Annotated in this window: 21 protein-coding genes and 3 tRNA genes; 9 read left to right on the forward strand and 15 right to left on the reverse strand. The window is 70.2% G+C overall.

Annotated features, from left to right (window positions below):
• Positions 1-5 precede the first annotated feature (5 nt).
• From B7K23_RS11950 to B7K23_RS11960, 3 genes are all read right to left on the reverse strand, one after another.
• Positions 6-79, reverse strand: a tRNA-Val gene (locus B7K23_RS11950).
• Between the two features lie 63 nt (positions 80-142).
• Positions 143-607, reverse strand: a complete 465-nt coding sequence (locus B7K23_RS11955; RefSeq protein WP_234996516.1) for a redoxin domain-containing protein — start codon at positions 605-607, stop codon at positions 143-145.
• Positions 604-1,032 carry a DUF3052 domain-containing protein gene (locus B7K23_RS11960; RefSeq protein WP_234996517.1) on the reverse strand — a complete coding sequence of 143 codons (429 nt, stop codon included), beginning with the start codon at positions 1,030-1,032 and terminating at the stop codon, positions 604-606. Before B7K23_RS11960 ends, B7K23_RS11955 begins: the two co-directional genes overlap by 4 nt.
• 270 nt (positions 1,033-1,302) lie before the next feature.
• Between B7K23_RS11960 and aceE the strand changes: the two genes are divergently transcribed.
• On the forward strand, positions 1,303-4,014 hold the full coding sequence (gene aceE / locus B7K23_RS11965; RefSeq protein WP_084126800.1) for a pyruvate dehydrogenase (acetyl-transferring), homodimeric type: 2,712 nt from the start codon (positions 1,303-1,305) through the stop codon (positions 4,012-4,014).
• A 77-nt stretch (positions 4,015-4,091) separates the two neighbouring features.
• Here aceE and B7K23_RS11970 read toward each other — a convergent pair whose 3' ends face one another.
• The gene (locus tag B7K23_RS11970; RefSeq protein ID WP_084126801.1) at positions 4,092-5,033 is read right to left on the reverse strand and encodes a hypothetical protein; all 942 of its coding nucleotides are present in this window, start codon (positions 5,031-5,033) and stop codon (positions 4,092-4,094) included.
• A gap of 315 nt (positions 5,034-5,348) precedes the next feature.
• On the opposite strand from B7K23_RS11970, the gene B7K23_RS11975 reads away from it, so the two are divergent.
• From B7K23_RS11975 to fabF, 5 genes are all read left to right on the forward strand, one after another.
• Positions 5,349-6,518 (forward strand): CdaR family transcriptional regulator, encoded by a 1,170-nt coding sequence (locus B7K23_RS11975; protein WP_084126802.1) that lies wholly within the window; start codon positions 5,349-5,351, stop codon positions 6,516-6,518.
• A gap of 77 nt (positions 6,519-6,595) precedes the next feature.
• A complete protein-coding gene (locus B7K23_RS11980; RefSeq protein ID WP_084126803.1) occupies positions 6,596-7,510 on the forward strand; it encodes an ACP S-malonyltransferase in 915 nt (304 codons plus the stop codon).
• Entirely contained in the window at positions 7,507-8,508 is a 1,002-nt protein-coding gene (locus tag B7K23_RS11985; RefSeq protein WP_084126804.1) for a beta-ketoacyl-ACP synthase III, read from the forward strand. The genes B7K23_RS11980 and B7K23_RS11985 overlap by 4 nt, the downstream gene beginning before the upstream one ends.
• Positions 8,509-8,582: 74 nt before the next feature.
• Positions 8,583-8,831 carry an acyl carrier protein gene (locus B7K23_RS11990; RefSeq protein ID WP_084126805.1) on the forward strand — a complete coding sequence of 83 codons (249 nt, stop codon included), beginning with the start codon at positions 8,583-8,585 and terminating at the stop codon, positions 8,829-8,831.
• 121 nt (positions 8,832-8,952) lie between these two features.
• Positions 8,953-10,188 carry a beta-ketoacyl-ACP synthase II gene (gene fabF / locus B7K23_RS11995; protein WP_084126806.1) on the forward strand — a complete coding sequence of 412 codons (1,236 nt, stop codon included), beginning with the start codon at positions 8,953-8,955 and terminating at the stop codon, positions 10,186-10,188.
• 224 nt (positions 10,189-10,412) lie between these two features.
• Here the strand turns inward: fabF and B7K23_RS12000 are convergent, their stop codons facing one another.
• Complete coding sequence (locus B7K23_RS12000) at positions 10,413-10,775, reverse strand: DUF4440 domain-containing protein (RefSeq protein WP_084126807.1); 363 nt, start codon at positions 10,773-10,775, stop codon at positions 10,413-10,415.
• Positions 10,775-11,272: a DUF3145 domain-containing protein gene (locus B7K23_RS12005; protein ID WP_084126808.1), complete on the reverse strand. Its 498-nt coding sequence runs from the start codon at positions 11,270-11,272 to the stop codon at positions 10,775-10,777. The genes B7K23_RS12000 and B7K23_RS12005 overlap by 1 nt, the downstream gene beginning before the upstream one ends.
• A 179-nt stretch (positions 11,273-11,451) precedes the next feature.
• Between B7K23_RS12005 and B7K23_RS12010 the strand changes: the two genes are divergently transcribed.
• The gene (locus B7K23_RS12010) at positions 11,452-12,102 is read left to right on the forward strand and encodes an NAD(P)H-hydrate epimerase (RefSeq protein WP_159451403.1); all 651 of its coding nucleotides are present in this window, start codon (positions 11,452-11,454) and stop codon (positions 12,100-12,102) included.
• A 24-nt stretch (positions 12,103-12,126) separates the two neighbouring features.
• Here B7K23_RS12010 and def read toward each other — a convergent pair whose 3' ends face one another.
• Positions 12,127-12,624 carry a peptide deformylase gene (gene def, locus B7K23_RS12015; RefSeq protein ID WP_084126810.1) on the reverse strand — a complete coding sequence of 166 codons (498 nt, stop codon included), beginning with the start codon at positions 12,622-12,624 and terminating at the stop codon, positions 12,127-12,129.
• Between the two features lie 42 nt (positions 12,625-12,666).
• On the opposite strand from def, the gene B7K23_RS12020 reads away from it, so the two are divergent.
• Complete coding sequence (locus tag B7K23_RS12020) at positions 12,667-13,545, forward strand: NAD(P)H-hydrate dehydratase (protein ID WP_084126811.1); 879 nt, start codon at positions 12,667-12,669, stop codon at positions 13,543-13,545.
• Between the two features lie 75 nt (positions 13,546-13,620).
• Here B7K23_RS12020 and B7K23_RS12025 read toward each other — a convergent pair whose 3' ends face one another.
• Both B7K23_RS12025 and B7K23_RS12030 read right to left on the reverse strand, forming a co-directional pair.
• A complete protein-coding gene (locus B7K23_RS12025; protein ID WP_084126812.1) occupies positions 13,621-13,917 on the reverse strand; it encodes a DUF1905 domain-containing protein in 297 nt (98 codons plus the stop codon).
• 131 nt (positions 13,918-14,048) lie between these two features.
• A tRNA-Asn gene (locus B7K23_RS12030) sits at positions 14,049-14,121 on the reverse strand.
• Between the two features lie 131 nt (positions 14,122-14,252).
• Between B7K23_RS12030 and B7K23_RS12035 the strand changes: the two genes are divergently transcribed.
• Positions 14,253-14,326 (forward strand) — tRNA-Ile (locus B7K23_RS12035).
• Between the two features lie 37 nt (positions 14,327-14,363).
• Here the strand turns inward: B7K23_RS12035 and B7K23_RS12040 are convergent.
• The 6 genes from B7K23_RS12040 to dnaG all read right to left on the reverse strand — a co-directional run bounded on the left by B7K23_RS12040 (position 14,364) and on the right by dnaG (position 21,771).
• The gene (locus B7K23_RS12040; RefSeq protein WP_084126813.1) at positions 14,364-15,746 is read right to left on the reverse strand and encodes a DUF2252 domain-containing protein; all 1,383 of its coding nucleotides are present in this window, start codon (positions 15,744-15,746) and stop codon (positions 14,364-14,366) included.
• 225 nt (positions 15,747-15,971) lie between these two features.
• Positions 15,972-16,856 carry a phosphonate ABC transporter, permease protein PhnE gene (gene phnE, locus B7K23_RS12045; RefSeq protein ID WP_084126814.1) on the reverse strand — a complete coding sequence of 295 codons (885 nt, stop codon included), beginning with the start codon at positions 16,854-16,856 and terminating at the stop codon, positions 15,972-15,974.
• Positions 16,856-17,671, reverse strand: a complete 816-nt coding sequence (gene phnE, locus B7K23_RS12050) for a phosphonate ABC transporter, permease protein PhnE (protein ID WP_084126815.1) — start codon at positions 17,669-17,671, stop codon at positions 16,856-16,858. Before phnE (B7K23_RS12050) ends, phnE (B7K23_RS12045) begins: the two co-directional genes overlap by 1 nt.
• Complete coding sequence (gene phnC / locus B7K23_RS12055) at positions 17,668-18,435, reverse strand: phosphonate ABC transporter ATP-binding protein (protein WP_084126816.1); 768 nt, start codon at positions 18,433-18,435, stop codon at positions 17,668-17,670. The genes phnE (B7K23_RS12050) and phnC overlap by 4 nt, the downstream gene beginning before the upstream one ends.
• A gap of 85 nt (positions 18,436-18,520) precedes the next feature.
• Positions 18,521-19,558 carry a phosphate/phosphite/phosphonate ABC transporter substrate-binding protein gene (gene phnD / locus B7K23_RS12060; RefSeq protein ID WP_234996518.1) on the reverse strand — a complete coding sequence of 346 codons (1,038 nt, stop codon included), beginning with the start codon at positions 19,556-19,558 and terminating at the stop codon, positions 18,521-18,523.
• Between the two features lie 230 nt (positions 19,559-19,788).
• The gene (gene dnaG, locus B7K23_RS12065) at positions 19,789-21,771 is read right to left on the reverse strand and encodes a DNA primase (protein ID WP_084126818.1); all 1,983 of its coding nucleotides are present in this window, start codon (positions 21,769-21,771) and stop codon (positions 19,789-19,791) included.
• Positions 21,772-21,857: the final 86 nt, after the last annotated feature.

Here is a 21,857-nt window from a genome sequence, read left to right on the forward strand (position 1 = left end):
ATCAGTGGGCCCTGCCGGACTCGAACCGACGACACCTGCGGTGTAAACGCAGTGCTCTAACCAACTGAGCTAAGGGCCCGCGGGGACCCATTGTCCCCCACGCGCGCCGCCGGCGTGAACGGCCGGCGCACGCGCCACGCGCTCAGTCGAGCAGCGTCGCAACCTCGCGCCGGTAGTCGTCGACGTCCCGGGCCTCGCCGGTCGGGTTCACGACGGCCCACCGCACGACGCCCTCGGCGTCGATGAGGAAGGTGCCGCGCGTCGCGAGTCCCTTGCGGGGGTTGAAGACGCCGTAGTCGCGCGAGATGTCACCGTGCGGCCAGAAGTCGCTCAGGAGTGCCCCGCGGTACTGATGCGTGTCCGCCCACGCCTTGAGCGTGTAGATCGAGTCGCACGACACGACGAGCACCGTGAGGTCGTCGCGCTCGAGCAGGTCGGGGGCGTCTCGCAGGTCCACGAGCTCATTGGTGCACGTGTCCGAGAATGCGAAGGGCACGAACACCAGCAGCGTCGCTGTGCCGCGCAGATCCGCCAGGGAGACGGTCCTGCCGTTCTGGTCGGTGAGCGCGAGCTCGGGAGCGGGATGACCGACCAGCGGGTTGGTCACTTGCTGCGCCCCTTCTCGACGAGCTGGGTGGCCCACCATCCGGTGCCGACCACGAAGGTCGAGGTGGCGTGCAGGCCCGCGATGGACGAGGCCTCCTCGACGTCGCGCGGCTCGACCGCGCCGGTGCTGCCCGCCTTGGGCGTGAGCAGCCACACGGGCCGCCCGTCGTCCAACAGCGACTGAACGTCCATGAGGAGGTCCGCGAGGTCGTCGTCCCCGTCACGGAACCACACGATGGCGCCGTCGGTGACGTCGCCGAAGTCTTCGTCGACGAGGGATTCCCCCGTGGTCTCCTCGATCGCGTCCCTCAACGCCTGGTCGACGTCGTCGTCGTAGCCGAACTCCTGGATGACATGCCCATGCTCGAGGCCGAGCCTCGCGGCGAGGCTGCTGTCAGCAGCCGTCGCGCCCTCCTGTGTCGCCACGGTGGCGGCGCTCCCTTCGTCGTCGAAGCCGCGCCGTCCGACGCGTCTTCCGCACAGCGTAGAGGCCGACGCGTACACGGTGCAATTGCCACGGTCGGGACCATGGTCCTGCCGGTGATACTGTGCCTCGGTCCCCATGCGACCCCGCGGGGTTGCCGCCGGCGTGACAAGGCGCCGGAATATGACCAGAATGGCGAGGAGAGCGGCCATAGCCGCGTTCCCCGATAGACAGCGGCGCAGCATCCCGCGCCCGCGACAGGAAGAGGACCCGTGACAGAGCACGGCGCAATCGACAAGGACCCCACCGAGACCTCCGAGTGGCTCGAGTCCGTCGACGAGATGATCGAGCACGGTGGCGAGAGCCGCGCCGAGTACGTGATCGACCGTGTGGTCGACCACGCCGCCAAGCGCCAGCTGTCCGTGCCGCTGAGCCTCAACACCCCGTACGTCAACACGATCCACGTGGATGACGAGCCCGAGTTCCCCGGCGACGAGGAGCTCGAGCGCCGCTACCGCGGCTGGATCCGCTGGAACGCGGCCGCGATGGTCACGCGCGCACAGGGCCCCGGCAAGGGCGTCGGCGGCCACATCTCGTCGTACGCGTCCGTCGCGACGCTCTACGAGGTCGGCCTCAACCACTTCTTCAAGGGCAAGGACCACCCGAGCGGTGGCGACCAGATCTACTTCCAGGGCCACGCCGCCCCTGGCATGTATGCCCGCGGCTTCATGGAGGGCCGATTCTCCCCCGAGGACCTCGACTCCTTCCGCCAGGAGAAGTCCGCCCCCGGGCGCGGTCTCTCGTCGTACCCGCACCCGCGCCTCATGCCCGACGTCTGGGAGTTCCCCACGGTGTCCATGGGCCTCGGCCCCGCGTCCGCCATCTACCAGGCGTGGACCAACCGCTACCTGCAGCTGCGCGGCATCAAGGACACGTCCGAGCAGCACGTCTGGGCGTTCCTCGGCGACGGTGAGATGGACGAGCCCGAGTCGCGCGGCATGCTCCAGCTCGCCGCCAACCAGGGCCTCGACAACCTCACGTTCGTCGTCAACGCGAACCTCCAGCGCCTCGACGGCCCGGTGCGAGGCAACGGCAAGATCATCCAGGAGCTCGAGGCGTACTTCCGCGGTGCCGGCTGGAACGTCCTCAAGGTCGTGTGGGGCCGCGGGTGGGACCCGCTGCTCGCCAAGGACGACGGCGCGCTCCTCAACCTCATGAACACCGTCCCCGACGGCGACTTCCAGACGTTCCGCGCCGAGTCCGGCGCGTTCATCCGCGACCAGTTCTTCGGCGGCGACCCGCGCGCCAAGGAGCTCGTCAAGGACATGACGGACGACGAGATCTGGGCGCTCAAGCGCGGCGGTCACGACTACCGCAAGCTCTACGCGGCCTACCAGCGCGCGACGCAGATGAAAAACGGCAAGCCGACCGTCATCATCGCGAAGACGGTCAAGGGCTACGGCCTCGGCCCCAACTTCGCGGCGCGCAACTCGACGCACCAGATGAAGAAGCTCCAGGTCGCGGACATGAAGGTGCTGCGCGACACGTTCGACCTCCCGTTCACCGACGAGGAGCTCGAGGCCGACCCGTACAACCCGCCGTACTACCACCCCGGCTTCGAGGACCCGGCGATCAAGTACATGCTCGAGCGCCGCAGCGCGCTGGGCGGCTTCGTGCCGTCGCGCCGCGCGGTCGAGAAGCCGATCGCGATGCCGAGCGACAAGGCCTACGACCTGCTCGCGAAGGGCTCGGGCAAGCAGGAGGTCGCCACCACGATGGCGCTCGTGCGCCTGTTCAAGGACCTCGTGAAGGACAAGGAGTTCGGCTCGCGACTGGTGCCGATCATCCCCGACGAGGCGCGCACGTTCGGCCTCGACGCGATCTTCCCGTCGGCGAAGATCTTCAACACCCAGGGCCAGAACTACCTGCCCGTCGACCGCGAGCTGATGCTCTCCTACAAGGAGTCCACGGCCGGCCAGATCATGCACACGGGCATCAACGAGGCCGGTTCCGCCGCCGCGTTCCAGGCCGTGGGCACGTCCTACGCGACGCACGGCGAGCCGCTCGTGCCGTTCTACATCTTCTACTCGATGTTCGGCTTCCAGCGCACGGGCGACCAGTTCTGGGCCGCGGGCGACCAGCTCACGCGCGGCTTCATCATCGGCGCCACCGCCGGCCGCACCACGCTCACCGGTGAGGGCCTCCAGCACGCGGACGGCCACTCGCCGCTGCTCGCGGGCACGAACGCCGCGATCGTGCAGTACGACCCCGCGTTCGGCTACGAGATCCGCCACATCGTCAAGGACGGCATCCAGCGGATGTACGGCCCCGAGGACGGCCGCGACAAGAACGTCATGTACTACCTGACGGTCTACAACGAGCCGATTCAGCAGCCCGCCGAGCCGGAGAACGTGGACGTCGAGGGCATCCTCAAGGGCATCCACAAGTACGCCGACGCCCCCGAGGGCCAGGGCCCCGAGGCGCAGATCCTCGCGTCCGGCGTCGCCGTGCCGTGGGCCCTCGAGGCCCAGGAGCTGCTCTGGGCGCACTGGGGCGTCCGCGCCACCGTGTGGTCGGTCACCTCGTGGAACGAGCTCCGTCGCGAGGCTCTCGCCGCCGACGAGCACGCGTTCCTGCACCCGAACGAGCCGGTGCGCACGCCGTACCTCACGCAGAAGCTCGCCGGCGCGAACGGACCGTTCGTCGCGACGACGGACTACGACCACCTGGTCCCCGACCAGGTGCGCGCGTGGATCCCGGGCACGTACGCCACGCTCGGCGCCGACGGCTTCGGCTTCTCGGACACGCGTGCCGCGGCACGTCGTCACTTCAAGATCGACGGCCCGTCGACGGCGGTCAAGGTGCTTCAGCAGCTCGCCCGTCGCGGCGAGATCGACCCCTATGTGGTCGGCCAGGCCATCGAGCGCTACGAGCTCCACGACGTCACCAAGGGCGCGTCGGGCAACGCGGGCGGCGACGCCTGATCCCGCTAGCCGAGGACTGACCGGAGGCCCGCCGCGCACTGCGCGGCGGGCCTCCGTCATGTCTCGCGGGGGTCGAGCTACCTGTTCCCGTCCTCGGGCCCAGGCCCAGGCCCGGCATCGTCCGCGGCTCCCGACTCCGTTGCCCCGTCCTCGCTCTCCCGCCTGGGATGGCCGCCGACCTCGCCGGGATGCGGCTCCTGGGCGGAGGGCTCCGTCCGTGCCCGCTCCCGTATGTGGGCACCGAGGTGCGAGGTGTCCGCGTCCTTGATCGAGCTGCGCACGTCGTAGGCGAGCACGAGGAACGTCAGCACCAGCGCGGCGGCGAGTGCCCACAGTCCCATCATGATGAAGCCGTCGAACAGGCCCTCGGGCTCGATGCGCACGTACAGGTCGAGCGTGCACATGCCCTCCGCGGCCTGGAGCTCGCCGACAAGGTGGTACGTCCCGACCGGGGCGAAGCCCTTGTCCTCCTCGATCTCGCTCAACTGAGCCCTCATCCGCTGCGCCCCGGAGAACTCGGTCGCCTCGTCCTCGTTCTCGTACTCGGCCGTCCACAGCGTGAGCTCCCTGCCGCTCACCCGGATGCCGAGCGTGCTGTTCCACAAGGTGAGGACCTCGTCCGAGGCGGCGTCCCACACCAGGACGTCGCCCTGCGCGATCCTGAACGGCTCTCGCGCGGAGGTCTGCTCTGGGGTGACCGCCTCTTCCTGCGATGCCGAGTCGAGGGTGAGATAGCAGCCCTCGGAGACGTGTCCTCCGCCCCGATACTCGGGAAGCCCCGCGAGCGCCATGCCCGCGGCGGCGCCCACCGCGATCATCGCGACCAGCACGCGGCGAGGCGCGAGGGAGAGCCGCTGAGTGAGCGCCACGGTGCCCAGCAGCGCGCCGAGCGAGGCCAGCCCCCATACCACGGTCTGGTCCGCGGGCGCGATGCCCAGCACGGTCAGCAGCGCCGCCGCCTCGAAACCGATCAGCAGGCCCAGGAGCGCTCCTAGCAGGGGCTTGGGGCGTTCACGCATGGGGCACCTCCGTCATCCCCCACGCTAGACGGCGCGCCCTCACGTCGCACGGCGGGGCGGGCGCGGATCCTCGCTGCACCGCCGGCGACCGGGTGCTCCGTGCGCCACAGAACCCGCGCCGGCCGCCGCCGAGGACGAGGGCGAGCGCCGTCCCCACCGCGCGCCACCCACATCGACTTGTCGTGCATTTCCACAGGCCCCTGGGGATACCGCAGGCGATCAACCAGGCTATTTACTCCATAGCGAACCGGTTCTCCCCCATAATGGGGGGCAATGCATTGTCGGGATCGCACAAAGCGGCGCTAGGCTCTGCCCATGCCCCAGACCGATCCGAGCGCCGAGACTCTGCGCCGACTTCGCGCGGGCAGCGGCCAGCTCGCGACCGCAGCGCTGAAGTCGCTCGACGCGGACTACCACTGGTTCCGGGAGCTGCCCGCGAAGGAGCGCTCGTGGGTGGGGATCGTCGCCCAGGCGGGAATCGACGCCTTCGTCACGTGGTTCGCCGACCGCTCGGAGACCGCGCGCTCCGCGATGGAGGTCTTCGCGGCCGCACCGCCCGAGCTCACACGGGTGATCTCGCTCCAGCACGCGCTCGCGATCGTGCGCACCGCCGTCAAGGTGGTCGAGGGCCACTCCGACGAGTTCGCGGCCCCCGGCGCCGAGCAGATGCTGCGAGAGGCGATCCTGCGCTACTCGCGAGAGATCGCCTTCTCCGCGGCAGAGGTCTATGCGCGCGCCGCCGAATCGCGCGGCGCATGGGATGCGCGGATCGAGGCGCTCGTCGTCGACGCGCTCGTGCGCGGCGAGGTGGACGATGCGGTGCCGTCCCGCGCCGCGGCGCTCGGCTGGAAGCCGGGACCGACATTGGTCATGGTCGGCACGACCGATGGCACTCTCGGCGAGGTCCAGTCCGCCGAGGTGCGCCGCACGATCCGCCGCGCAGCCGGCAACGCGCTCGTGGGCATCCACGGCGAGACGCTCGTGATCGTCGCGCGCTCCGACGAGGACCACGAGGCAGTCGCCGCTCAGCTGCTCCAGGTCTTCGGACCGGGGCCCGTCGTGCTGGGTCCGCCCGCCGTGACGCTGCAGGAGGTCGCCAAGGCGACCCGCGGAGCGATCGCCGGGGCCACCGCGGCCCCCGCGTGGGCGCAGGCCCCCCGACCCGTGCACGCCGACGACCTCCTGCCCGAGCGCGTGCTCGTCGGGGATCCGACCGCGCGCGAGCGTCTCCTTGCGATCGCCTACGAGCCGATCCTCCAGGCGGGAGGCTCCCTCCAGGAGACCGTCGCCACGTTCCTCGACTGCGGGCGCTCGCTCGAGCTCACCGCGCGCACGATGTTCGTGCATGCCAACACCGTGCGCTACCGACTCAAGAAGGTCTCGGAGCTCACCGGCTGGGACGTGCTCCACACCCGCGACGCCCATGTCCTGCACACCGCGCTCGCGCTCGGCAGGCTCCAGGCGGCGACTCCGCCGTCTTTGTAGGGATCCGACAGAATCTGGCGTCGCTTTCTTCGTCGTGCCTTCCCCGCACGCACGCGGCCGTAGGGCACCCTAGACACATGCTTGCAGTCCTCTGCCCCGGTCAGGGTGCCCAAACGCCTGGAATGCTCGCCCCGTGGCTCGAGCTCGACTCGGTCGCCCAGGCCCTTCATGCTTTGTCGGATGCCACAGAGGTCGATCTGATCGCCCACGGCGTCACCTCCGACGCGGACACCATCCGCGACACGGCGATCGCGCAGCCGCTGCTCGTCGCCACCGCGCTCGCCACGGGCCGCGAGGCGCTCGGCGCGGCCGCGCCCGGCGTCGTGGCAGGCCACAGCGTCGGCGAGTTCGCCGCTGCCGCCCTCGGGGGCGTGCTGTCCGACGCGGACGCCGTCTCCCTCGTGACCGTGCGCGGTCGCGCGATGGCCGATGCCGCCGCATCGTCCGAGCCCACGTCCATGGCCGCGGTGCTGGGCGGCGTGGCCGACGAGGTCGCCGCACGGCTCGCGGAGCTCGGCCTCACGCCTGCGAACGCCAACGGCGGCGGCCAGGTCGTCGCCGCGGGATCCAAGGCAGCGATCGATGCGCTCGTCGGCGAGCCGCCCACGCGCGCCCGCGTGATCGAGCTCCAGGTCGCCGGCGCTTTCCATACGTCGTACATGGCCCCCGCGGTTGAGGTTCTCGCCGCCGCCGCGGCCGACGTCGCGCGCAGCGCCCCGCAGGTGCCGCTGCTGTCGAACGCCGACGGCACCGTCGTCGCGACCGGCGACGAGACCGTCGCGCGCCTCGTCACGCAGGTCGCGAGCCCCGTGCGATGGGATCTGTGCATGGAGCGCATGCTCGAGCTCGGCGTGACGGGCATCCTTGAGGTAGCACCCGGCGGCGTCCTCACGGGCCTCGCCAAGCGCGGTATGAAGGGAATCCCCGCCGTCGCCCTCAAGACCCCCGAGGACCTGACTGCGGCACGAGAGCTTGTGGAGGCGCACGCGTGACCACCATCAACGTCCGACGCGGACCCGAGTACACCCGCATCCTCGGCCTCGGCGTGTGCCGCGGCGAGAACGCGGTCCCGAACGACGACCTGATCGAGCCGATCGACTCGTCCGACGAGTGGATCCGCAAGATGACCGGGATCGTCACGCGCGTGCGCGCCGACAAGGAGACCTCGGTCGTCGACCTGTCGGAGAAGGCGTCGCTCGATGCCATCGCGCAGGCCGGCATCGAGCCCTCGCAGATCGACGCGGTGATCCTGTCGACAATCTCCCACCCGCACATCACGCCTGGCGGCGCACCGATCCTCGCGGACCGCATCGGGGCCTCCCCCGCGGCCGCGTACGACATCTCCGCCGCGTGCGCCGGCTACTGCTACGGCATCGGCCAGGCTGACGCGCTCGTGCGCTCGGGCGCGGCGACCTACGTGCTCGTCGTCGGCGCGGAGAAGCTGAGCGACTGGGTGGACCCCGCCGACCGCTCGATCTCCTACCTGCTCGGCGACGCCGCGGGCGCGGTCGTCGTCGGCCCGTCCGACACCCCCGGCATCGGCCCGACCGTGTGGGGCTCCGAGGGCGACGGCGCCGAGCTGATCTACCAGACCTCGTCGTGGCTCGACGTGCGCGACGACCCCGAGGCGCCCTTCCCGACTCTGCGCCAGCAGGGACCGAGCGTGTTCAAGTGGGCGTCGTTCAAGATGCCGAAGATCGCACTCGAGGCCATCGAGGCCGCGGGGGTCACGCCCGACGACATCAAGGCGTTCATCCCGCACCAGGCGAACGTGCGCATCATCGACCAGATGGTCAAGCAGATCGGCCTGCCCAAGCACATCGCCGTCGGCAAGGACATCGTCGACTCGGGCAACACGTCCGCCGCGTCGATCCCGCTCGCGACCGAGCGTCTGCTGCGCGACGGCGACGCGAAGTCCGGCGACCTCGCGCTCCAGATCGGCTTCGGCGCTGGCCTGGTCTACGCGGCGCAGGTCATCGCGCTGCCCTGACGCCCCGCATTAGTCTTCAAGAGTTCATCCACGAGAACGGTGCCGCCCCGGCACCCCAGAGCAAGGAGAAGAACATGGCTCTTTCCAGCAACGAGGTCCTCGAGGGCCTGGCCGAGATCGTCGTCGAGGAGACCGGTATCGACGCGGGCGACGTCACGCTCGAGAAGAACTTCACCGACGACCTCGACATCGACTCGCTGTCGATGATGACGATCGTCACCCTCGCCGAGGAGAAGTTCGACGTCCGCATCCCCGACGAGGACGTGAAGAACCTCGTCACCGTCGGCGACGCCGTCACCTACATCACCGGCGCCCAGGCCTGACCCACGGCCTGACGCAGTCCCCGCAGCATTCGCTGCACTCGCAGCATCCGCTGCTCTCGCAGCATCCGCTGCTCTCGCAGCATCCGCTGCCCCCGCAGCACCGCATCAGAAAGGCACTCCCATGACCGTTGTCGTCACCGGACTCGGCACCACGTCCCCGCTCGGCGGAGACGTTCCCAGCACGTGGGAGGCGGCCCTCGCAGGCCGCTCCGGCGTCCGGACGCTCGACAACGACTGGGCCGAGCAGTACGGCGTGCCCGTGCACTTCGCCGGCCAGCTGGCGGTGCCGACGGCCGAGGTGCTGAGCCGCCCCGAGACCAAGCGCATGGACCCGTCTGCCCAGATGGCGATCGTGGCTGCGCGCGAGGCCTGGGCGGATGCCGGCCTCGAGGACGTCGACCCCGAGCGCCTCGGCTCGATCGTGTCCTCGGGCATCGGCGGGGTGTGGACCCTGCTTTCGGCATGGGACACGGTGAAGGAGCGCGGCGCCTCGCGCGTCCTGCCCCTCACCGTGCCCATGCTGATGCCGAACTCGCCGACCGCGTACGTGTCGCTCGAGTTCAAGGCCCGCGCGGGGGCCCACTCCCCCGTGTCGGCATGCGCGTCGGGCGCCGAGGCGATCGGCATGGGACTCGAGATGATCGAGTCCGGCCGCGCCGACGTCGTCATCGCGGGAGGCACCGAGGCGGCGATCCACCCGCTTCCCATCTCCGCGTTCGCGGCCATGCAGGCGCTGTCCAAGCGCAACGACGACCCCGCAGGGGCCTCGCGTCCCTACGATGTGAGCCGCGATGGCTTCGTCCTCGGTGAGGGCGCGGGCGTCGTCATCCTCGAGTCCGAGGAGCACGCCAGGGCCCGCGGGGCCAAGGTCTACGCGCGCCTCCTGGGCCGCGGCATGACCGCCGACGGCCACCACATCGCGGCGCCCGAGCCGAACGGCACGGGCCAGACCAAGGCGATGCAGCTCGCGCTCGAGTCCGCCGGGCTGACCACCGCCGATGTCTCGCACGTCAACGCGCACGCCACCTCGACCCCGGTGGGCGACATGATCGAGGCCCGCGGCATCCGCAGCCTCCTCGGCTCGCACGCCGACCAGGTGCTGCTGTCCGCCACCAAGTCCATGACCGGCCACCTGCTGGGCGGCGCCGGCGCGCTCGAGTCCGTCTTCACCGTCAAGGCCCTCGAGACCCGCACCGCTCCCCCGACGATCAACGTCACCGAGCCCGACCCCGAGCTCGAGGTCGACCTGGTCCGCGACACCCCACGCGAGCTGCCCGCCGACGGCCAGCTCGCCGCGATCAACAACTCGTTCGGCTTCGGCGGCCACAACGTGGCGCTGGTCTTCGCGACCGCCTAGCCACCGCATCGTCCGAGCGACAGGGCCGGTCCCCTACGAGGGGCCGGCCCTTCGTCGCCCCTCCTCCGCCCTCCATGCACTCCGCACGGATCTGAATCCGCCACCCCGACGACACGCCGACGCAGCACGCGACACGCTGGCGCGTCGCAGGACAATCCGTGCAGAGCGCATGGAGCGGGACGATGCAGGCGGCAGGACGATGCGGCAGACGGCCGGCTCTCGCGCTACAGATCGACCGGGGTCGCCTGGTGGTAGCGCAGGCGCCAGCGCTCCGACCGCTCCCAGATGGAGCTGCGATGCGCTGCGCCGCGATCCCCGTGCTTGGGGATCGACGTGTAGAGCACCATCGCGCCGTGCGAGCAGAAGGCCTCGACCCGGAAGTCCGTGAGGGGCAGCTTCACGTCGATCTCCTGGAAGGGCAGGTCGAGCACCTCGTCGCGGGTGTAGATCCGGCCCGACTGGCCGATCTCGACGTAGCTCGGCGCGAGGACGGCGTCCATGTACGACCGGTCGAAGCGGGTCTCCGCGCGCCACATCGCCTCCTCCATCGCCTGGAGGAGAAGTGCGTCGTCACGCGCGAGCTCCATCAACCCACTCTATGCAACCATCGCACCGGGGCGCCGTGGCCGGCGTAGCGGAAGGGCTCGAGCTCCTCGTCCCATGCGGTGCCGAGAGCGAGGTTCATGGCGCGAGCGAAGTCGGTCGCGGTGCCGCCGGCCTCCATCACGGAGCGGATCCGGTCCTCGGGCACCACGATGTTGCCGTGGACGTCGGTGACCGCGTGGAAGATCCCGAGCGACGGGGTGTGCATCCAGCGTCCGCCGTCGCAGCCGAACGACGGATCCTCGGTCACCTCGTAGCGCACGTGCTCCCACCCGCGCAGGGCGGAGGCGAGCGCCGCGCCGGTGCCGGGGCGGCCCTGCCAGGCGACCTCCGCACGGAACATGCGGTGGCCGGCGGGCTGGTCGGTCCACTCGAAATGGGCGCGCGGACCCAGCACTCCCTGCGCAGCCCACTCGATGTGTGGGCCCATCGCGCGCGTAGCAGAGTGCACGAAAAGAACACCGCGGGTGATGGTGGCCATGACCCTTCCTTCCTGTGAGGTGCGTCTTCCCCAACGACCTCGAAGGCGGTCCAGCTCCAGCCGGGCGTGCCTCTATCGTGCCCCAATCGCGAATGAAATGCCAGCACGACGCCCGGTTCCGACCGCATCGTGGCACTCGCGGGCGCCATTTCCGCGCCGGTCTGTGCGAGGCTGGCGCCATGGCCACCGTCGACCAGCCGCTGACCGTGTCCCAGATCCGCGACGCGGAGGACTGGACGATGCTCACCGTGCCCGAGCGCGATCTCATGGATCGCGCCGCGGAGGCAGTGGCCCGCGAGTGCTCGCTGCTCCTCGCCGCACGCCCCGAGGGCGTCGCGGGAGCCGAGGTGGTCGTGCTCGCGGGGCCCGGCAACAACGGCGGGGATGCGCTCCTCGCCGGGGCGCTGCTCGCCGAGCGGGGAGCGACCGTCCGCGCGATCCCGTGCGGGGGCCGCCTTCACGAGCGCGGCGAGGCCCGTCTCAGCGCGGCCGCGGGCAGCCGGGTCGAGCCGTCGGCTGGCGCGGTGCTCGTCGCGGGCGCCGACCTTGTGGTGGACGGCATCGTCGGCCTCGGCGCGAAGGCGGGGCTGAGGGAGCCGGCGGCCTCGCTCGTGCCGCTCATCCCGCCGACGACGCCGGTGGTCGCCGTGGACCTGCCCAGCGGCCTCGAGGCCGATTCAGGGGACGACGACGCGCCTCACGTCCGCGCGACCGTCACCGTGACCTTCACGGCACCCAAGCGCTGCCTGGTCGAGCAGCCGGCCGCGCAGGCGGCGGGCAGGGTGATCATCGCCGACGTCGGCATCGAGCTCACCGAGCACGAGGGCTGACGTCTCGCGCGCGAAGAGACGGGATCAGGCCTTCTCGAGGGACTCCCGCAGCTCGCGCATCGCCTGCTTGCGGACGCCCTTCCCGAGGCGGTCCAGGTAGAGCTTGCCGTTCAGGTGATCGCACTCGTGGTTGATCAGGCGCGCCCAGATCTCCTCGCCGTCGATGACGACCGGGTTGCCATCGAGATCGATGCCCTCGGCCTTCGCGTAGGCGGGACGCTCGCACGGGTACCAGAGGCCGGGCACCGAGAGGCAGCCCTCCTCCCCGAGCTCCTGCATCTCGTCCGAGTTCTCGGTGATGACGGGGTTGAGGATGTAGCCGATGTCGCCGTCGATGTTCCACGAGAAGGCGCGGAGGCTCACGCCGATCTGGTTCGCGGCGAGTCCGGCGCGGCCCTCGTAGTCGACGGTCTCGAGCAGGTCCTCCACGAGGCCCCTGACGTGATCGTCGATCTCCGTGATGGTCTCGCAGGGCGTGCGCAGCACGGGGTCGCCGGTCACTCGAATCTCTCGCATTGCCATGGGGCCATTCTTCCACGTCCCGCCTTGTGCCAGGCTGGTGACATGGTGACGGGTTCCAGGGTCGATGCGGCGGGCATCGCCGCGCTGTGGCCGCGCCCCCTCCCCGAGGACGACAAGTACACGCGCGGCGTCCTCGGAGTGGTCGCGGGCTCCGACGCGTATCCCGGCGCCGCGGTGCTGTGCGTGACGGGCGCATACCGCGCGGGCGCGGGCATGGTGCGCTACGTCGGCCCCCGGCGCGCACAGGACCTCGTGCTCGCCGCACGCCCGGAGACCGTCGTGCACGCGGACGCCGACGCGGTCGACCGCCTGCCGCGCACCCATGCCTGGGTGGTCGGGTCGGGGGTGTCGGACGCGCCCGGGCAGGACGCAGTGATCGGCGCGGCATGGGCGAGCGGGCTGCCGTGCGTCGTCGACGCCGGAGCCCTTGAGGACTGCGCGCGGGCGCGTCACTCGGGTGCCAGGAGCACCCCGCCGGAGAAGATCCTGCTCACCCCGCACGAGGGCGAGCTCGTGCGCGCCCTTGCCGCCATCAGGCACGACGTGACGGCGGACGATGTGCGGCGAGACAGGTCGGAGCACGCCCGCCTGCTCGCGGAGACGACGCGTTCCACGGTTCTCCTCAAGGGTTCGCGGACGCTCGTGGTGTCTCCCGGCGGGGCGACGTGGGAGCTTCCCGTCGCCACGCCCTGGCTCGCGACCGCGGGATCCGGGGACGTGCTCGCCGGGATCGCGGGCGCGCTGCTCGCCGCCGGTCTCGACGCGGCCGAGGCGGGCGTGTGCGCCGCGTGGGCGCATGCGCAGGCCGGGGCGCGCGCCTCGGGAGACGATCTGCTCTCCCCCTCCGGCCATGGCGGCCCTGTGACCGCGTCCGACGTTGCGGAGGCCGTGCCCGCGGTGATCGCCGCAGTCACCGCCTGACGCCGGGCGCTGAGGGCGTCGGCGCGCAGCGCCACTCAGGACGCAGGGCACCGGCACGCGCGGTTCGTCGCGACCTCAGACGAGTCGCAGGCTCAGGCTCACCGTCTCAGGCGGAGCGACGCCCTCCGCGTCGAGCACCGCCCGCTTCACGGGCAGGATGTACGTGGCGCGGTCCTTGGACGGGAAGATGCTGGTGCGCCACACCGTCTCCCCCAGCGTCACCTCGACCTTCACGGCGCCGAAGCCGCGCCGGGGCCCTGACTGCGCGTCCTCGACGACGTCCGCGACGTCCTCTGGAATGTCCGCGAAGACCCAGGTCTGGAGGCGCGCCTCCCACAGATATAGCGACGCCTCGAAGCTGAACTCGGTCATGCCCGCACCCTCCTTCCCGCGCTCGGACCGCGGGGCGATGGGTCCAGCATGCACCGTGACGCTGACATCCGCGGGGAAAGCGAAAGGCCTCCCGACCGCCTTGTGAGCGGAAGGAAGGCCTTCTCTTGCAGCTCCCCCGACTGGACTCGAACCAGTAACCCTTCGATTAACAGTCGAATGCTCTGCCAATTGAGCTACGGGGGATCGCGCTGTAGAACTCTACACGATCCGAGAGACCTCTGAAACCACTCCTGGCCCCGCGAGGCGTCGATGTGACCGAGAGCACTCGCCCATCCCCGCTAGGCTTTGTCGGGCGCGCCGGACAGGTCGCGCACGGGCCAGTAGCTCAGCCGGTTAGAGCAGTGGACTCATAATCCATCGGTCGCGGGTTCAAGTCCCGCCTGGCCCACTCTCCGCCTCGCGGCAAGACCTCACAACCGCCAAGATCACTCGGCGACGGCCACGCGCCCTGCGCGGATCGCCTCCGCGTGAGCGGCGTGATCGCTCTCGTTGAGATCCGCATAGCGCTCGGCGAAGTCGGCGAACACGTCGTCCGCGGTGCGGTCCTCGCCCAGGTAGCCGTGGATCGCCGCCGCGTCACCCGTGCGCGCGTGCGCAAGGGCGAGCGTCCCGCCGCACAGCGCCGCGTAGCGCTTCAACCGCTTCGGGCCCATCTCATCCACGGCGGCGGAGGCCTTGCCGTCCCAGAGCTGGCGCAGGTAGAACTCGACCGTGCGCCCGTCGGCCTCGGCGTGGGACCACCCGAGCAGGACATCCCCGGTCGCCTGCATGCTCCGCTGGCCCTGCACGACCCGCTCGCCCGAGTGCGCGTACTGGCTCGGCCCGAGGAAGGGCTCGAGCACCGAGCGCGTGGCCTCCTTGAACTGGAGGAACAGCGGGGCTCCTCCGTCAGACTCGAGCAGCACGATGAAGCAGCGCGTGCCGACGCTCCCGACGCCCACGACCTTGTGCGCCAGGTCGAGGAAGCGGTAGCGGTCGATCACCGCGGCCCGATAGGGCGGCAGGGACTGCCGATACCGATCGAAGAAGGTCCGGATCCGCGCCGCGTCGGGCTCGCCCAGCTCCTCGCCGAGCGGGACGATGAGCGGAGGGCTCGGCACGATCCTCCGGCGTCCATCCACGACCTCCGTGAGCTTGGCCAGCGCGCGCAGACTGTCCTTGCGCGAGGCCTTGTCGATCTCGCGCCGCGAACCCTTGTGCAGCTCCTCCCTCTCCTCCAGATAGCGCGCCACATCGACCCGGTAGTACAGGAGGTCGAGCGGACTCACCACCACGGAGGCGGCTATGGCCTTGCGGTAGCCGCGGACCGCCGCTCGGGTCGCTGTGCGCGCCTCCTTGGGCGCGAGGCCGTTGTGGCGAGCTGCGATGCTGACGCTCGCCGCGAGCCGCTTCAGGTCCCACTCGAACGGCCCAGGCAACGTCTCATCGAAGTCGTTGACGTCGAAGACCAGACGCCGATCGGCGCCGTTGAACAGCCCGAAGTTGGACAGGTGCGCGTCGCCGCAGAGCTGCACCGTGAGCCCGGACGACGCGCCACGGGAAAGATCGGAGGCCATGATCGCGGCGGCGCCACGGAAGAAGGTGAACGGCGTCGCATTCATCCGCGCGTGCCGGATCGGCACGAGCGAGGCCACACGCCCCTCGTCCTGGGCGAGGAGGATCTGCACGGGATCGGGGCGCACCTCGGGCACAGACACCTCGGCATGCGACTCGAGCGGCACGCTCGCACGCCGGTCGCGCCCGGTCTCCACTCGCGCGCGAAGGGCGGGGGTCAGCGCCGAGGGCGGCGGGCCTGTCTTCTTCGCCATGCGCGTCTCCTCGCGTCGCCCGCACCATCGGAGGTCGAGCGACCGGGAGCGGCACCGTCGCCGCTCACCTTCGATTGTGCCGCTTCCCGCTGCGTCGCGTTCCACCGTGCCGCATCCGGACCTGCTGCGTTCCACCGTGCCGCGTTCGAACGTGCCGTACGCAGCCGTGCCGCGACAGCACGAAGCCGGCACGCCGTACGGCGTGCCGGCTTCGCTAAGGATGACCTAGAGCCCCACGGGCTCCGTGTCGATATCCTTGTCCGTCTTGCCCGTGCCGCTGATGATGCGGTGGCGGACGGCGCCCGAGACGGAGTCGATGAGGACCGTCACGACGATGATCACGAACAGCAGGATGCCGATGAAGTCCCACTCGCGATACCGGAAGGCCTGCGACAGGACGGATCCGATTCCGCCGGCTCCGATCACACCGAGGATCGCCGAGGCGCGGATGTTGATCTCGAAGCGGTACAACCAGAAGGCGAGGACCTCGGGCAGCACCTGGGACCAGTAGGTCCACCGCAGGATCGCGCTGCGCGGCGCGCCCGACGCGCGGGCGGCCTCGACCGGTCCGGGATCGATCCCCTCGAGCGCCTCGGCCGTCAGCTTGCCGAGCGTGCCGACGGCGCCGATGCCGAGCGCGAGGGCGCCGGCGTTGGGGCCGAAGCCGAAGATCGGCAGCAGCAGGATGATCGCGAAGACGAGCTCCGGCAGCGTGCGGATGACGTTGAGGATCACGCGGGTGATCTGCACGACGACCTGGTTCGACACGTTGCGCGCAGCAAGGAAGCCCATCGGGATGGACAGCACCGCGCCGATCAGGGTGCCGATCCACGCCATCGAGATCGACTCGAGCATCCCCGTGAAGGCCGAGGACCAGTACTCGCTGTACGGCTCGGAGAAGGGGTTCTGCACGAGCCCCTTGAGCATCAGGTAGAAGTACCGCCAGCCCTCGGTGAAGATGTCGGGCAGCTTGCCCCAGTCGGCGTTCGACAGGTAGCCGCCGGCGACGACGAGGACCACGAGGACGAGTGCCCCGATGGTCGCGCGGGCCTTGCCGGGCTCCTGCGGGCGCGCGGTGCGCGTCGCGGACTCAGTGGTCTCGGCGCTCATCAGACGAGCCTCCTTCTGAGGTACTGGGAGAGCTGGTCGATGAGCAGCACCACCACGAACATGCTGATCACGATCGCCGAGACGTTCTCGTAGTTGAATCGCGCGAACTGCACCTGGATGAGCTGGCCGATACCGCCACCGCCCGCATATCCGATGACGACGGACGAGCGGATGTTGAGCTCGAAGATGTACAGCGCGTACGACAGGAAGTTGGGCAGGATCTGCGGCTGGACCGCCCATCGGGCACGAGAGAACGTGCCCGCTCCGGAGGCGTCGGCCGCCTCGAGAGGGCCCGCGTCGACCGCGTCGATGGTCTCGGCGGTCAGCTTCGCGGCGATGCCGATGTTGAAGATGAACAGCGCGAGGATTCCGGCGAGCGAGCCGACGCCCACGAGCGCGACGAAGATGAGGACGTACGCGACGTCGGGCAGCGAGCGCAGCACCGCGAGGAACCACTTCGTGAAGCGGTACAGGCGCGTGGACCTGTTGGTGACCTGCGAGGCCATGTACGCGAACACGAGCCCGACGGCCACGCCGAAGAAGCTCGCGACGACCGCGATCGAGATGGTCTCGAGCCACGCGGTCGAGGCGTTGCCCAGGTACGACCAGTTGGGGTGGAGGAAGTCCTGGATGACCACCCAGCCGTTGGAGAAGTTCTCGAACAGCGACGTGAGCTCGAACTCGATCTCCCACGCGGCCCACGCCGTGATCGCCACGACGGCCACGAGGCCGAGGATCAGCGCGCGGCTGGGAGCCGGCTTCCGGGGACGTGCGGGCGCCGCGGGCCCGGAGGCGGAGGGCGACGCGACCGTCATGCCGGCCCCGAGACGTCGTCCGCGGTGAGGGAACGGCCGTAGATGTCCTCGAACACCGCATCGTCCGCCTCGGCGCCCGTGCCGTCGAAGACGACCTTGCCTGCGCGCATGCCGATCACGCGGTCGCCGTACTGGCGCGCGAGATCAAGGAAGTGGAGGTTCACGAGGGTCGTGATGTCGAGGTCACGGTTGATGCGCTGCAGGTCCTTCATGACCATCTGTGCGGTCGGCGGGTCGAGCGAGGCGACGGGCTCGTCCGCGAGCATGACCTTGGGGTCCTGTGCAAGGGCGCGCGCGATAGCGACGCGCTGCTGCTGACCGCCGGACAGCTGCGAGGCGCGGGTCCAGGCCTTCTCGACGATGCCCACGCGCTCGAGCGACTGGTAGGCGATCTCCTTCTCCTCGGACGTCCACGCTCCGAAGAAGGACCGCCAGGCCGGGATGTCGTGCATCTGGCCGATCATCACGTTGTTCATGACCGACGTGCGCTTCACGAGGTTGAACGACTGGAAGATCATGCCGATGCTCGACCGGACCTCGCGCAGCTTCTTGTCGGACGCGCCCGCGACCTCGACACCGTCGACGACGAGGCTTCCCTCGGTGACCGGCACGAGGCCGTTGATGGTGCGGATCAGGGTGGACTTGCCCGCTCCTGACAGCCCGACCACCACGACGAACTCGCCGTCGGGGATCGTGAGAGAGACGTTGTCGAGGCCGACGACGCCGTTCGGATAGCGGACGGTGACGTCCTTGAGCTCGATCATGTTTCCTGCCTACCAGTGGAATGGCACCGGCGGCCAGTCGCTGGGACTGACCGCCGGTGCGCGGAACCTTGTCGGACGGTGGTGCTTACTCGCCGCCGAAGGTGTCGTACGTGGGGCCGACGAAGTCGTTGAACGCGTCGAGGTTCGCAGCCTCGAGGCCCTCGATCTCGTAGACGGCGTCCAGGGCGGCGAGGCCGTCCTCGGTGCTCGCGAGGTCGAGCAGCGACTGGGTCAGGGTGTCCTGCACCGAGTCGTCGAGCTCACCGTTGAGGACCACACCGTCGTTCGGGATGTTCTTCGTGTAGGCGAAGACGACGACCTTCTCGCCGACGTCCGAGAACTCCTCGGCGAGGTTGCCGCGGGCGTCGTTGTAGGACAGGCCGATCTCGGCCTCGCCGTCGTAGACGGCCTGGACGGTCTGCGAGTGACCACCGGCGAAGAAGCCGTTCGGGAACGCGGAGGCCGCGTCGTCGATGCCGAGGATGTCGGCGAGCTGGATGGCCGGGAAGTAGTAGCCCGAGGCCGAGGTGGCGTCGGTCCACGCGATCGAGGCGTCCTCGGAGATCAGCGCGAGGGCGTCCTCACCCTGGGGGCCGTCGTAGCCGGTCGCGCCGTTGCAGTACGAGTAGTTGATGCCCTCGTCGTCAGCCTCGGTCGTGACCTCGTCGAGGCAGTAGGTGTCGGGGTCGTTGGTGAACCACTGACCGACGTACTCGGACGAGCCGTAGCGGACCGACTGGAGGACGATCTCCGCGCCGGCCTCCTCCTGGGCCTGCCACATCGCGATCGGGCCGAGGAAGCCGATGTCGGCCTGGCCGGTCTGGAGCGCGACGACGACCGCGTTGTAGCTGTCCGGCACGAAGACCTCGACGGTCACGCCGAGCTCGTCGCCCAGCAGCGAGGCGAGGGCCTCACCGTCGGCGGTGATCTGCTCCACGTCGTCCGACGGGACGAGCGCGAGGGTCAGCGGGTCGGGCAGCTCAGCGGTGGCCTCGGCAGTCTCGCTCGACTCCGCGGAGGCGGACTCGGTCGACTCCGACTCGCCGGACGAGCAGGCTGCCAGCATCAGCGCGGAAGCGCCGATCAGCGCTGGGACCGCAAGGCGCTTAGGGAACTGATTCACGTTCATACCTCTTGCTTCTCACTCGAGATGCGCGCACCCCCTCCGGGCGGCGACAGTCGCATGGCGACCACTCGACGCTAGCGGACGATGTTGGTGAGATGAACGTTCCTTCGCAGATTTAACGCGACGGTTACCTGGGATTCATCGGACCGTGTCCAAAAAGTTGCACAGTCTTGGACGGAATGTCCGCGAATGTATGGCAGTGAGTGCCGCGACGGGACGGCGTTCGCTCACTCCTCGCGCAGCGCGCGGCGCCGCGTCTCAAGCGCGATCAATTCCGCGAATGCCTGCTGCGCCTCGGCGGAACCCTCTCCGGCCCGCTGCATCGCACCGCGCAGCTCGGCGATCTGGCGCGTCAGCGCGAGGTCGAGCAGCCGCGACAGCACGGACGCCGCGTAGGGCCCGTCATCCCCTCCCTCGTGCGGAAGGGGCGTGACGGCGAGCTCGGAGATCGTCGGCGCGAGCATCGGCCCCGCCTGCTCGACCACTGCGTCCACCCAGTCGGGCGCCGCGCTCGGCCCGCCCGCGGCGAGCATCGATTCGAAGACCGCGCGGTACTGCGGCACCGTGAACGACTCGGGGGTGAGGCCCGCATAGACGCCCGCGGGCTCGGCCTCGCGCGAGATCGCCGCCGCGAGCTGCAGCAGCACGCCGAGCGACAGCGCCTCCTGGCGCACCACGGGGTCACGCCGCGACGGTCGCGCGGGACCGGGAGCCACCTGCAGCACCGCTCCGGTCTCGGGATCCATCGGGGGCGGGCCGTCCTCGTGAGGCGGCGCGGAAGGACCCGCCGGTCCCGTCGAGGCGGCCGGGCGGTTCCCTTGAGGACGATGCGACGCGTGCCGGGGAGCGCGGCCGGCACCGGAGCGGGCGGCGTCGGAGACGGCGCCGCGCACGGCCTGAACCTCCATGCCGAGCCAGCCGGCGAGGCGACGCGCGTACTCGGGCTGGAGCACGCGATCGCGGATCCCGGCGACGACCGGGGCCGAGGCGCGCAGGGCGGCGACGCGCCCCTCCGCGGTGTTGAGGTCATGCGTCGCGAGCGTCGTGCGGATGACGAACTCGAACAGCGGCTGGCGCGATTCCATCAGGGCGCGCACCGCATCGTCACCGCGATGCTGGCGGATCTCGCACGGGTCCCGTCCCTCGGGGTCGACGGCCACGAACGTCTGCGCGAGGAACTGCTGGTCCAGCTGGAAGGCCTTGAGCGCGGCGTTCTGCCCTGCCTCGTCGCCGTCGAAAGTGAAGATCACCTTGGAGCCGGTGGACCCGACCTTGAGCTGGGCCCCGGCCATGTCGCCCATGAGCCGCCGCACCACCTTGACGTGGTCCTCGCCGAAGGCCGTGCCGCACGTCGCGACGGCGTTGGTGACGCCCGCGAGGTGACAGGCCATGACGTCGGTGTACCCCTCGACGACCACGGCGGTCCGCTCCGAGCGGATCGAGCCCTTCGCGAGGTCGAGGCCGTAGAGCACCTGCGCCTTCTTATAGAGCGGGGTCTCGGGAGTGTTGAGGTACTTGGGACCCTGGTCGTCGTCATAGAGCCGCCGCGCGCCGAAGCCGATGACCTCGCCCGTGACATCGCGGATCGGCCACACGAGACGGCCGCGGAAGCGGTCGTACACGCCGCGCGACCCCTCGGACACCAGGCCAGACGTGCGCAGCTCTGCCTCGGTGAAGCCGTTGCGGCGCAGGTGGTCGGTGAGCGCCTGCCACCCCTGCGGCGCAAACCCGACGCCGAAGTGCGCGGCGGCCTCGCGCCCGAAGCCGCGCTCGGTGAGGAAGTCGCGCCCCGTCTTCGCCTCGGGGGTGCCGAGCTGGGTGACGTAGAACTCGGCGGCGACGCGGTGCGCGTCGAGCAGGCGCTTGCGCTGCCCCGCCGTCCCCTCCTTGCGCGGTCCCGCGCCCTGCTCGTAGCGCAGCGTCACGCCCGCGCGCTCGGCGAGGTACTCGACCGCGTCCACGAACGTGAGCCCGTCCATGCGCATCACGAACTCGATGACGTCGCCGCCCTCGCCGCAGCCGAAGCAGTGCCAGCGGCCCGCCTGCGGTCGCACATGGAACGAGGGGCTTCGCTCGTCGTGGAAGGGGCACAGACCCTTGAGGGAGCCGACGCCTGCCGGCTTGAGGGTGACGTGCTGGGAGACGATGTCCTCGATCGGCGCGCGCTCGCGCACCGATGCGATGTCCTCCCTGTTGATCGTGCCCGCCACGGCATCACACTACCGGTGCGGAGGCTCCCGGCCGCTCGCTCGCGCCACGGCTCTTTCGGTGTCGCTCTCGAAGATGGGTAGGCTTG

The organism is Demequina sp. NBRC 110054 (genome assembly GCF_002090115.1).
Classification (GTDB): domain Bacteria; phylum Actinomycetota; class Actinomycetes; order Actinomycetales; family Demequinaceae; genus Demequina.

Coding starts and splice junctions, on each gene's coding strand:
- B7K23_RS11970 (WP_084126801.1), bottom strand. CDS start 5,033: ATGCGTGAACGCCCCAAGCCCCTGCTAGGAGCGCTCCTGGGCCTGCTG.
- B7K23_RS11975 (WP_084126802.1), top strand. CDS start 5,349: ATGCCCCAGACCGATCCGAGCGCCGAGACTCTGCGCCGACTTCGCGCG.
- B7K23_RS11980 (WP_084126803.1), top strand. CDS start 6,596: ATGCTTGCAGTCCTCTGCCCCGGTCAGGGTGCCCAAACGCCTGGAATG.
- B7K23_RS11990 (WP_084126805.1), top strand. CDS start 8,583: ATGGCTCTTTCCAGCAACGAGGTCCTCGAGGGCCTGGCCGAGATCGTC.
- fabF (WP_084126806.1), top strand. CDS start 8,953: ATGACCGTTGTCGTCACCGGACTCGGCACCACGTCCCCGCTCGGCGGA.
- B7K23_RS12000 (WP_084126807.1), bottom strand. CDS start 10,775: ATGGAGCTCGCGCGTGACGACGCACTTCTCCTCCAGGCGATGGAGGAG.
- B7K23_RS12005 (WP_084126808.1), bottom strand. CDS start 11,272: ATGGCCACCATCACCCGCGGTGTTCTTTTCGTGCACTCTGCTACGCGC.
- B7K23_RS12010 (WP_159451403.1), top strand. CDS start 11,452: ATGGCCACCGTCGACCAGCCGCTGACCGTGTCCCAGATCCGCGACGCG.
- def (WP_084126810.1), bottom strand. CDS start 12,624: ATGGCAATGCGAGAGATTCGAGTGACCGGCGACCCCGTGCTGCGCACG.
- B7K23_RS12020 (WP_084126811.1), top strand. CDS start 12,667: ATGGTGACGGGTTCCAGGGTCGATGCGGCGGGCATCGCCGCGCTGTGG.
- B7K23_RS12025 (WP_084126812.1), bottom strand. CDS start 13,917: ATGACCGAGTTCAGCTTCGAGGCGTCGCTATATCTGTGGGAGGCGCGC.
- B7K23_RS12040 (WP_084126813.1), bottom strand. CDS start 15,746: ATGGCGAAGAAGACAGGCCCGCCGCCCTCGGCGCTGACCCCCGCCCTT.
- phnE (WP_084126814.1), bottom strand. CDS start 16,856: ATGAGCGCCGAGACCACTGAGTCCGCGACGCGCACCGCGCGCCCGCAG.
- phnE (WP_084126815.1), bottom strand. CDS start 17,671: ATGACGGTCGCGTCGCCCTCCGCCTCCGGGCCCGCGGCGCCCGCACGT.
- phnC (WP_084126816.1), bottom strand. CDS start 18,435: ATGATCGAGCTCAAGGACGTCACCGTCCGCTATCCGAACGGCGTCGTC.